At 27.7% G+C, this 11983-nt stretch carries 9 protein-coding genes and 1 pseudogene; 8 read left to right on the forward strand and 2 right to left on the reverse strand.

The genetic code is table 11. The features are described 5' to 3' along the window. Positions 1 to 4 precede the first annotated feature (4 nt). On the reverse strand, positions 5 to 1363 hold the full coding sequence (locus tag AC07E4_RS02945; protein ID WP_040328240.1) for a YjiH family protein: 1359 nt from the start codon (positions 1361 to 1363) through the stop codon (positions 5 to 7). A 304-nt stretch (positions 1364 to 1667) separates the two neighbouring features. Beyond that, on the reverse strand, positions 1668 to 3527 hold the full coding sequence (locus AC07E4_RS02950) for a glycerophosphoryl diester phosphodiesterase membrane domain-containing protein (protein WP_478215683.1): 1860 nt from the start codon (positions 3525 to 3527) through the stop codon (positions 1668 to 1670). 584 nt (positions 3528 to 4111) lie between these two features. On the opposite strand from AC07E4_RS02950, the gene AC07E4_RS02955 reads away from it, so the two are divergent. The 8 genes and pseudogenes from AC07E4_RS02955 to AC07E4_RS02990 all read left to right on the forward strand — a co-directional run. After that, positions 4112 to 4372, forward strand: a complete 261-nt coding sequence (locus tag AC07E4_RS02955; protein ID WP_478215684.1) for an ATP cone domain-containing protein — start codon at positions 4112 to 4114, stop codon at positions 4370 to 4372. 105 nt (positions 4373 to 4477) lie between these two features. Beyond that, a complete protein-coding gene (locus AC07E4_RS02960) occupies positions 4478 to 5044 on the forward strand; it encodes a glycerol-3-phosphate responsive antiterminator (protein ID WP_040328235.1) in 567 nt (188 codons plus the stop codon). A 167-nt stretch (positions 5045 to 5211) separates the two neighbouring features. Further along, positions 5212 to 6714, forward strand: a complete 1503-nt coding sequence (gene glpK, locus AC07E4_RS02965) for a glycerol kinase GlpK (RefSeq protein WP_040328234.1) — start codon at positions 5212 to 5214, stop codon at positions 6712 to 6714. Positions 6715 to 6731: 17 nt separating this feature from the next. Beyond that, positions 6732 to 8171 carry an FAD-dependent oxidoreductase gene (locus AC07E4_RS02970; RefSeq protein ID WP_478215685.1) on the forward strand — a complete coding sequence of 480 codons (1440 nt, stop codon included), beginning with the start codon at positions 6732 to 6734 and terminating at the stop codon, positions 8169 to 8171. 101 nt (positions 8172 to 8272) lie between these two features. Next, positions 8273 to 9532 carry an NAD(P)/FAD-dependent oxidoreductase gene (locus AC07E4_RS02975; protein ID WP_478215686.1) on the forward strand — a complete coding sequence of 420 codons (1260 nt, stop codon included), beginning with the start codon at positions 8273 to 8275 and terminating at the stop codon, positions 9530 to 9532. 4 nt (positions 9533 to 9536) lie between these two features. Further along, on the forward strand, positions 9537 to 9884 hold the full coding sequence (locus tag AC07E4_RS02980) for a DUF1667 domain-containing protein (RefSeq protein ID WP_040328231.1): 348 nt from the start codon (positions 9537 to 9539) through the stop codon (positions 9882 to 9884). Between the two features lie 544 nt (positions 9885 to 10428). Then, on the forward strand, positions 10429 to 11370 hold the full coding sequence (locus tag AC07E4_RS02985) for a carbohydrate kinase family protein (protein ID WP_040328229.1): 942 nt from the start codon (positions 10429 to 10431) through the stop codon (positions 11368 to 11370). A 216-nt stretch (positions 11371 to 11586) separates the two neighbouring features. Further along, positions 11587 to 11769 (forward strand): annotated as a pseudogene (locus tag AC07E4_RS02990) (heavy-metal-associated domain-containing protein); the annotation flags it as partial. Between the last annotated feature and the right edge of the window lie 214 nt (positions 11770 to 11983).

An 11983-nucleotide genomic window follows, 5' to 3' on the forward strand; every position in this document is an offset into this window, starting at 1 on the left:
CTATTTAAAATAATATGTGTGCAATTATTGTTATTATAGGTAATGAAATAAGAGTCCTTTCTATAAATATTATAAATAAGTCTTTTAAAGAAACTGGTATTTTGGAACCTAATATAAGGCCACCTATTTCAGACATATATATAAGTTGTGTTACAGAAGTACAAGCAATAACAAATCTAGTTAATGGACTAGCTATTGTGCTACCTATAACAGTTGGTAAAAACATATCAGCAAATCCAACTATAAAAGTTTGAGAAGCTGCTGCTGCTTCGGGTACACCTAAAAGATTTAAGATTGGAATAAATGGTATACCTAGTATTTGAAAAAACTTAGTATATGTAGCGATAATTAAGGCTATAGTACCAATTGCCATAACTATAGGAATTACCCCTAACCACATATCTAAAACATTTTTTACTCCATCAAGTACAACTGCACTGAAACTAGAGTTTGTACTTGCTTTTTTAACAGCTTGTTCTAATGCCCAACTAAAACAAGTATAATTTTCAGGTATTACTTCACTGTCTTTTTGTTTTGCATTATTGAAATATGTATCTGGTTTTCTAGAAAGTGGAGGTATACGAGGAACTATTATGGCAACTAGTATTCCACATAAAGTAACTGTTAGATAAAATGGTAAAAACATATTTGAAAGTCCAACTTGAGCGATTACCACTAAACTAAATGTTATAGAAACGGCAGAAAAGCTTGTACTAATAATTGAAGCTTCTTTTGCTGTATAAAATCCATCTTCGTATTGCTTACTTGTAAGTAAAACTCCAATAGTTCCATCACCAAGCCAAGATGTAATACAATCTATAGATGATCTTCCTGGTAATTTAAAAATAGGTCTCATAATTTTACTACAAAATGTACCTACAAATTCTAAAAGTCCAAAGTTTAATAACAGTGGTAAGAATAATCCTGCAAAAATAAATACAGAAAATAAAATAGGTAATAAATCATTTAATAAAAGACCAGCTGTATCTGAAGACCAAATAAACTCAGGTCCAATTTTAAATGTAGCAGATAGTACAAATATCATTCCTAAAAATCTACAAAAAAACCATACTGGTGATATATTAAAAAGCGAGTTTAAGAATTTATTATTTAACACAAACTTAGGTTTAAATATTTTTGTGATAGCGGCAATAATAAATGAAATAGAAATTAAAGAACAAATTATGTAAGGTGCTATATTAGATACTGCAGAACTTACTGATCTAGACAATATCGCCACAGGTATCGTCATTTCATTTTTATAAATAATAGGTGTCATAAAAAGTAAAATTCCTATTAACGAGGGTACAATAAATAAAAATATATTTTTTAGAGAGTGCTTTAGTTTGTTTTCATATAACATAATAAATTATTCCTCCTTTGTTTATAAATATTCATTTGATTTATACTTATAATAATATAATTTATGCATAAAATCCAGTACTTTTGCTAATAAAATTTATAATAATACAAATTATACATTTATTTATGCATAAAACTATGAATAAATATACTTTTTTATACAAAAAAAGTCTTATGAGAAATAAATAAGCATAAACGATTACAACAAAGGAAAGCCTGCAATTAGGGCAAAAAAAAATAATATGTATTTTAATAAAATATTAATTTAATATAAAAAAAATGAATAAATAAATTTATTCATTTTTTTATAAGTTTTTTAGTTTTAAGTTAGAATTAATTAAATCATAAAGTTCAGATATTAAAGATTCTTCCTTTATTGATTTTATTGATGATTTTGCAATATCTACCTCATCCGTTATTACACCATCAACACCCATATAATAATATTCTTGTATAGATATAGAATCATTTGCAGTCCAAACATAAATATCTTTGTTTAATAGTTTAGATGCTAAAATTAATTTTTTATTTACAACAGATTCTTCAACAGATAAAAAATCCACATCTAAAAATTCAACTTTAGGAAATCCAGTAAGAACTATATATCCAACTTTAAGTTTAGGACATTTTGATTTTACTTCTTTTAAAATATCATAGTTTGTAGATTGAACTATACATTCATCATAGAAATCATTCTTATCTAATATAGATAGAAATTTTTCTATAAAATCTTTTTCATTTCCATGAAGTTTAAGCTCTAAATTGAGTTTGATTTTACCTTTACTATACTTAAGCACTTCATCTAATGTACTTATTTCACCTTCAAAATTATCTTGATATAGCTTAATATTTTTAAGTTCTGACAATGTTAAATCAGATACATTTAAGTTTTCTTTTGCTAATCGTTTCAAGTTATTATCATGTATAACTACAATATTGCCATCTTTGCTTTGAAGCAAGTCAATTTCAGCATAATCTGCATTAGAATTTATAGCAGCATCTATGGATTCAATGGTATTTTCAACACCATATTTTATATATCCTCTATGGGCCATAACATCAAATGTATTAAGTTTATCATTTATTAGAAAAATGATTTGACTATCAACAACTATGGAAACTGTAAGCATTATGAGAATTGCAGGAAATATAAATAATGATAGAATTAAACTTTTATGTTTGACTACAAAGCTTTGTTTTTTATCTTTTTCTGTAAAAGTTATATTATCAATACATATATTTTCTTTATCACAGTGATCTAAATATAGTTTAGTTAAAGTATTAATTATTATTGGAGTAGTTATTGTCATTAATAAATAATATAGACTTAAGCAAATAATAAAAACAATTGTTGGAGCAAGTTTATGACTTAAATTCTTGTTGAAAATCCAAATGAAAAAACAAGCTATAAAAACTAAAATGAATGCAAGGATTACGAAACTTATTAAAAAAATTAATATTGAAAGTATTAACATTAGTAATGTTTTTAAATAGTTCTTTTTTACAATCTGGCTACTTCTTTTAGCTGCAACTTTAAAACTTTTGGCACCTTCTAAAAGTATTACATGTATGGAATATATCCATCTTATATTAAAATATAAAATTAATATTATTAATCCAAAATATAATAATGTACCTACAAATGTTTTTCTCAATTCACCAGATACAAACCTTGGAATAGATAATGAAGGAAGTACTGATGAACTAGCTCCAAAATTAAATAATGGAACAAGAAGTATTAAATATAATCCCATCTGTAAAGCACCTACTGCAAAAAGTGGTTTTATGTTAAAAAATGATTTTTTTAATGCCGAAACTAAGTTTATTTTCTTTTTTTTATTACTAAAATAAGAAATTATTATCAGAACTGAGAATTCAAGAAAAATAAAAATCATCATTATAGGACTAAGAACTAATAATGAAAGAAGACCATATTTACTAAGTGCAAACCTTAAAATCTCAGAATTGGTTAAACTATTAAAACCGGATAAGGATATTAATTTATTAAATATTAAAGAGACAAAGGGAATAAAAAGGCATATAGATAAAATTTTATAAATTGCTTCAAAAAGGAGATTTTCCCAATAAGCGAATTTTAGATTTTCGTATACGGTTGATAATGTATTTACTAAATAGCTATTTTTAAATTTATCGAATAATTTCATAAAAAAACCTCTTTGTTTGTATAAATTTTTAATAAGTATATATGTTATTTCATTATAAAAATAAAATAAATTTATCTTTATATTAAATATTAACAAAAATAATATATTTTACACTATTATAAATGTATTGTTATAAAAAATAAAATTTTATTATTTTAAAATCAAACATATACAAGAAATATTATATATAGGTTTGTTTTAGGTTATAGGGTTGCAAGTTCAAATTTTAAATAACATCTTTATCAAATGATATTATTAAGTTTACAGTTTATTTCTATTTTTACATTTAGAACCAATTTAAATTTTCCATTTTCAATTAAATTAATTAGAATTTTCAATTGAAACATGAATAACTTAAAGTTTCAATTTGTATTACTATATATTCACTTTAGATTTTTGAATATTTAAGTTTATTTTTATGAATTTATAAGTATTATTTATGAATATTGGCAAAATATATTTATAGAACTAATTATGTATATACAATTTAAAATTAAGTTATTTATGTTTTACGTGATAAGTCCTTAAAACACTATATAAAAAATTATTGATTATGATTAGGAAGAAGTAAAGGAGCTGTGAAGATGAAATTAACAAAGAAAGATGGAAGATTGGAAGAGTTTAATGAAGATAAAATAAAAATAAGCATTGAAAATGCATCAGATGATTCAGAGGGGATGTTAACAGAATCTGATGTAGATATAATAATTAATGATGTAATGAGTATACTAAATAATTTAAGACATGATGATGCTACATCAAGTTATGAGGTGAAGGGTGTTGTTATTAGCGTGCTTTCTAAAGATAGGTTTAAAAAAATAGCTGAAGAGTATGCAAAACATTAGTTTGAAAAGTATGTTAAAAAATAGATTTTTCAACACTATATATTTTTTTTTCACTTTATATTATAATAGAGTATGTTAATAAATAATTTTGAAAAGGTTGGTTATATGAAGAACGAATTTTATGATGCATTATTTGAATTTCCAACAGTGGCAGCTATAAAGGATGTAGATGGATTAGATTTTGCATTAAAATCTGATGTAAAAGTAGTTTTTGTATTATTTGGAGATATATGCAACATAGAAAATATTGTTAAACAAATTAAAGATAGTGATAAAATAGCAATAGTTCACATAGATTTAATTGATGGTTTAGCTAACAGAGATGTAGCAGTCAACTTTTTAAAAGTTAATACATTAGCAGATGGAGTTATAAGTACTAAAGCCAATATAATAAAGAAGGCTAAGGAAGTTGGATTTATAACGGTTCAAAGATGTTTTATACTAGATTCATTATCATTAGAAGCTAGTAAAAGATATATGAACTCTGGATATGCTGATGCAATTGAAATATTACCAGGAGTAATGCCGAAAATAATTAAAAAGATAGTTGATGAAGCTACGCTTCCTATTATTGCTGGAGGGCTTATAGAAGATAAGGAAGATATAATATTAGCACTTCAAGCGGGTGCAACTGCAGTGTCATCTACTAAAAAAGAGATATGGCTTGAATAAAGTTTATATAAATTAAATATTTTATGTAGTTAAGAGATTGAGAGAAAAGCTACAAAAACAAAACACCTTAAATTAGGAGGTGTGTTGTTTTTGTAGCTTTTATTATTAATTAATAAAGTAAATAGAGTTTAGAAATATATATATAAAGTTTTATGGAGGATTTAATTATGGAGAAGTATATTGTTGCATTAGATCAAGGAACAACGAGTTCGAGAGCTATTGTTTTTGATAGGGATCAAAATATTTTAGAGATAGCTCAAAAAGAAATAACACCTATATACCCTAAAAAAGGATGGGTTGAACAAGATCCAATGGAGATATTTGCATCTCAGTATGGAGTTTTAACAGAAGTCTTAGCAAAAACAGGACTTTTAGCTGAAAATATAGCAGCTATAGGAATTACAAATCAAAGGGAAACAACTGTTTTATGGGATAAAACAACAGGGAGACCTGTTTATAATGCCATAGGATGGCAGTGCAGAAGAACTGCTGATATATGTGACAAAATAAAGGAAGCTGGATTTGAAGATTATATAAAAGAAAATACAGGACTTGTAGTAGATGCTTATTTTTCAGCTACTAAAATAAAGTGGATACTTGATAACGTTGAAGGCGTAAGGGAAAAGGCTGAAAATGGAGATATTTTATTTGGAACTGTGGATACATGGCTTGTTTGGAAACTTACAAATGGAAAAGTTCATGTAACTGATTATACTAATGCATCAAGAACAATGCTTTTTAACATAAAAACATTGCAGTGGGATAAGAAACTTTTAGAGTTTTTAAATATTCCAGAAAGTATATTACCAGAGGTAAGAAATAGTAGTGAAGTTTATGGAAGAACAAATCTAGGTGGAAAAGGTGGAACTAGAGTTCCTATAGCAGGAATGGCGGGAGACCAACAAGCAGCTTTGTTTGGTCAAGCTTGCTTTGAAAAAGGTTCAGCTAAAAACACTTATGGAACAGGTTGTTTCTTACTTATGAATACTGGTGATGAAATGATAAAAAGTAAGAATGGATTAATCACAACAATAGCAATAGGAATTGATAATAAAGTTGAATATGCTCTAGAAGGTAGTGTTTTCATAGGTGGAGCAATTATTCAGTGGTTAAGAGATGAACTTAGAATAGTTAATGAAGCAAGTGATACTGAGTATTTTGCTAAAAAGGTACATGATAATGGTGGAGTTTATATAGTTCCAGCATTTACTGGGCTTGGTGCTCCTTATTGGGATATGTATGCAAGAGGAGCAATATTAGGACTAACAAGAGGAACTAATAGGAATCATATAATTAGGGCATCTCTTGAATCTATAGCATATCAAACTAAAGATGTTATAGATGCAATGGTTGAAGATACAGGAATGGATTTAAGAGAGTTAAAAGTAGATGGTGGAGCTAGTTCAAATGGATTTTTACTACAGTTCCAATCAGATATATTAGGGAAAAAAGTAAGAAGACCACTTATAAGAGAAACAACTGCGTTAGGAGCGGCTTATCTTGCTGGACTTGCAGTTGGCTTCTGGGAAAGTAAAGATGAAATCAAAGATAAGTGGAATATAGATACTGAATATAAATGCAACTTAGATGATGAAACAGCTGAAAAACTTTATAAAGGATGGAAGAAGGCTGTTGTAAGAGCTAAGGATTGGGAAGAAAAGGACTTATAGGGAGGAAAATAATAATTATGTATGATGTAGTTGTAATAGGAGCAGGAATAATAGGTGCGTCAGTAGCAAGAGAACTTTCAAGGTATGATTTAAAAGTAAAGGTGTTAGATAAAGAAAATGATGTAGCAAATGGAACAACTAAGGCTAATAGTGCTATAGTTCATGCTGGATATGACCCTTGTAATGGAACATTAATGGCAAAAGTAAATGTAAAAGGAAATGAAATGTTTGAGGATTTATGCAAAGAGTTAGACGTTCCTTTTAAAAGAAATGGTTCATTAGTAGTTGCATTTTCAGATGAAGAATTAGTAACTTTAAATGATTTATGTGAAAACGGTAAAAGAAATAATGTAAAAGGGTTAAAAGTTTTAAATAGAGAAGAAGTTTTAGAACTTGAGCCAAATTTAAATAAAAATTTAAAGGGAGCATTATATGCACCAACTGGAGGAATTGTAGGACCATGGGAATATACTATAGCTTTAATAGAAAATGCTATAACAAATGGTGTAGAGCTACAGTTAAACTCAAAAGTTACATCAATAGAAAAATGTGATGGGTCATATAAGATTCATGTAAATAATGAAGATGAGTTTATAGAAACAAAGTATATAGTAAATGCAGCAGGTGTTTATGCAGATAAAATACACAATATGGTTGGAAGTGCTGATTATGATATTTTCCCAAGAAGGGGACAATATTATGTAATGGATAAAAGTGAAGGAAATCTTGTTTCTAAAACTATATTCCAGTGTCCAAATAAATTAGGAAAAGGAGTATTAGTTACTCCAACAGTTCATGGAAACTTATTAGTAGGACCAGATGCTGAAGATATACAAGATAGAGAAGAAGTTGGAACAACAAAAGAAGCACTAGATTTTGTAAGAGAAAAAGGTGTTTTATCTGTTGAAGGAATATCATTTAGAGATAGTATAAGAAACTTCGCTGGATTAAGAGCTCAATCTACAAGACCAGATTTTATAATTGAAGAAGCTAAAGATGCAAAAGGATTTATTGATTTAGCAGGTATGAAGTCACCAGGATTGTCTTCAGCACCAGCTATAGCATTAGAAGCTATAGATATATTAAAAAATTGTGGATGTGAATTAAATAAAAAAGTAGATTTCAATGGTGAAAGAAAACAAGTTATATTCATGGAACTTACAACAGAAGAAAAAGCTAAGTTAATAAAAGAAAATCCAGCATACGGCAGAATAATATGCAGATGTGAAAATATAACTGAAGGTGAAATTATAGATAGCATAAGAAGACCTGCGGGAGCAACAACTGTGGATGGTGTTAAGAAAAGATGTAGACCAGGAATGGGAAGATGTCAAGGTGGGTTCTGTGGACCAAGAGTTCAAGAAATATTATCAAGGGAATTGAATAAGGACTTAAAAGAAATAGTACTTGATAAAAATAATTCATATATCTTAACACAAGAAACAAAAATAAAGTAAATTTTGAGCTTAGAACTTGTAATTAGATGTAGGAGACAAAATCAAAATTTATTATATTTAATTTTGATTTTAAGACCTATAAAACGTAGGAGGAGTAGAGAATGAATTATGATTTAGTTGTAATAGGTGGAGGCCCAGCAGGACTTGCAACAGCACTAGAAGCTTATAATAATGGAATAGAAAATATATTAATAATAGAGAGAGATAAAGAACTTGGTGGTATATTAGAGCAATGTATACACAATGGATTTGGACTTCATACTTTTAAAGAAGAGTTAACAGGCCCAGAATATGCTGAGAGATTTATAGAGATGCTTAAAGATACAAAGGTTAATGTTAAGCTAGATACAATGGTTTTAGAAATTACAGACAATAAAGAAATCCATGCAATAAACTCTGAGGAAGGATATATGATTATAAGTGCTAAAGCAATAGTGCTTTCTATGGGATGTAGAGAAAGAACTAGAGGTGCAATAGCAATTCCAGGAGATAGACCAGCTGGAATATTCACAGCAGGGGCAGCGCAAAGATATGTAAATATGGAAGGCTACATGGTGGGTAAAAATGTAGTTATATTAGGTTCTGGAGACATTGGTCTTATAATGGCAAGAAGAATGACTTTAGAAGGTGCTAAAGTTCATGCAGTTGTAGAACTTATGCCTTACTCAAATGGATTAAATAGAAATATAGTTCAATGCTTAAATGACTATGATATTCCACTATATCTTTCACATACAGTAACAGATGTAAAAGGTGATGGAAGACTCGAAAAGGTAGTTATATCTAAAGTTGATGAAAATAGAATGCCTATAAAAGGAACTGAAAAGGAATTTGATTGTGATACATTACTTCTTTCAGTAGGGTTAATTCCAGAAAATGAATTATCTAAGAAGGCTGGAATAGAAATTGATAAAAGAACTAATGGACCATTAGTTAATGAGTTAATGGAAACAAGCATAGATGGAGTTTTTGCTTGTGGTAATGTAGTTCATGTTCATGATTTAGTTGATTTTGTGACAGAAGAAAGTAGAAAAGCAGGTTTAAATGCAGCTAAATATATAAAAAATGAAGTTGAAAACAATGAAAACTATATATATTTAAAGAATGGAAATGGAATAACTTACACAGTTCCACAAAAGATTAGACTTGAAAATATAGATAAAGGAATAAATGTATTTATGAGAACTAATGCAGTAAGACATGATGTTTTTATAAAGGTTAAAGCAGGAGATAAAGAGTTATTAAGCTTTAAGAGACCACATATGGCACCAGCAGAAATGGAAAAAATAATGTTACCTAAAGTTAAACTTGAGGGAATAGATGTAAATGAGATAACAATTTCTGTTGAAGGGGAGGCATAATAAAATGATTAAAGAGTTAATCTGTATAGTATGTCCAAAGGGATGTCACTTAGAGATAGATGTAGATAATGATTATAAAGTTACAGGAAATGCATGTCCAAGGGGAGCAGAATATGGAGTAAAGGAATTAACAGCGCCAACTAGAGTAATAACATCAACTGTAAAAATAGATGGTGGAATTCATAGAAGACTTCCAGTAAAAACAAATGGAGCAATTCCTAAGGAACTAAACTTTAAATGTATGGAGCTTTTAAATGAAATTGAAGTTAAATCACCAGTTAAAGTTGGAGATATAATAATTAAAAATGTGTTAAACACAGGAATAGATTTAATAGCTACAAGAAATATGTAGTCTAAGTTAATTTGAAATTTTATAGGGTTATGAGTTTATAAAAATAAATTCATAATCCTATATTTACTTGGTGGAATTATAAGTATAGAATCATTCAATTTATTTGATTTTAAATAGTAGAATAAGATTTAAATTCCAATAAACTATAAAAAATTATAAAAATTTTTTCCAAATGTCACGAAAATGTCAAAAATAATTGATTATTGTTGAATATTAAGTTATTATTGAATATGTGACAATTTTAAATTTAATTAGCATTAAATTAGTATGTATGACCTAATTTATGCTTTATTTTTTTATAGATGGTTTATTTAAACATTATAAAACAATTTTATAATCAAATCGGGATTTAGAGGGTTCCAAGTTGGCTTAAACTATTCATTCAAAAACTTGGACACCCGAAATAGTGAGACATGCTCAAAGCTACTTTTAATTCAATAATGCATCTTATAAGTTAGAAGGATTTTAGGTTTATGTATAAATTTAAATAAGAGCTTGTCTATCTATACAAATAGTATTTTAAGGTATTTATAGGAGGAAGAGAATGGATAAGGATAACAATTCATACGTATTGGTACTTGGAATATCAATAATAGATATTTTAGGATTTTGCGGTAATAAATATAAACCGTCAGATTCAATACCAGGTAACATAAAAGTATCTTTCGGTGGTGTTTGTAGAAATATAGCAGAGAATTTAGCAAGAGTAGATGTTAATACTCAATTTATATCTGTTGTAGGCGACGACAAAAATGGTAAAGATATATTAGATCATTCTAAACAAATAGGATACTGTATGGAGAATTCACTAGTTCTAGAAAACAGCAGTACACCAACATACATGGCAATTTTAAATGAAGATGGCGAGATGATGTCAGCGGTAGTAGACATGGAGAGTGCCAATAAATTAGATGAGGAATTTATTAATTCTAAAGCAGACATAATTAGAAACTCTGAATATACAATTGTTGATTCAGATAATCCAAAATTATTAGAATACATATTAAAAAAATTTGAAGGGGAAACTAATTTTATATTAGATCCTATATCTTCAGCAAAGGCTGAAAGAATAAAACACTTAATACCATATTTTCATACTATAAAACCAAATAGATATGAAGCGGAAGCTTTATGTGGATTTAAAATAAAAAATATGGAAGATGCTAAAATGGCAGGAAAATGCCTACTTCAAAAAGGCGTAAAAAATGTATTTATAAGTTTAGATGCTGATGGCGTTTATTATTGCAACAATGAATGTTGTGGTCTTGTAAAAAGTGAACAAGTTAAAGTGAAAAATGTTACAGGTGCGGGAGATTCATTTGTTTCAGGAATAGCGTATGGATATATGCATAATCTTTCTATGGATGATATAGTTAAAACAGCAATAGCTATGTCTATTATAACTATAAGACATGAAGAAACTATAAATCCTAATATGAGTATAGAATTAGTACAAAAAACAATAGAAGAATTACAATGGAATTAAATTTATACATAAGAAAAGCAAGGCAAAACTAGAAATATAGTCTAGTTTTGCCTTGCTTTTTAATATGGTTTAAAGAATATTAAAAGAACAATATAAGCAAAATAAATTTAAATATTTTAACAAAAATTCATTGACATATTTAAGGGTAAAGGAGTATTATAATATTAACAATTGAACAATCGTTCATATGTTCAATTATGGAGGTGGGAAAATATGATGAAAAAGTTAAATCTCGAAAATTTGCATTGTGCAAATTGTGCTTCAAAAATAGAAAATAAACTTAAGAAGTTAGATAATATAAAAGATATTTCAGTTAATTTCATGAATAAAAATATGGTTTTTGAATTAGAGAATAACGATTTATATAATGAAACATTAGTTAATATAAAAAGTGTTGTAAAAAAAATAGAACCAGATGTAAATGTAGTAGAAGTAAAAACAAAGAAAATTTCTAATACAAATAAGCAAGGCAAAAATATAATAAGTGCTTCTTTTGTAAAGAATAAAAATATAGAACATCATCATGAGAGTTGTGGGTGTAATGGAGAACATCATAGCCATAATAACGAAGAATGTGGATGTGGAGAAGAACATTATCATTCTCATGAAGGCT

It is taken from the genome of Clostridium amazonense (assembly GCF_056431285.1).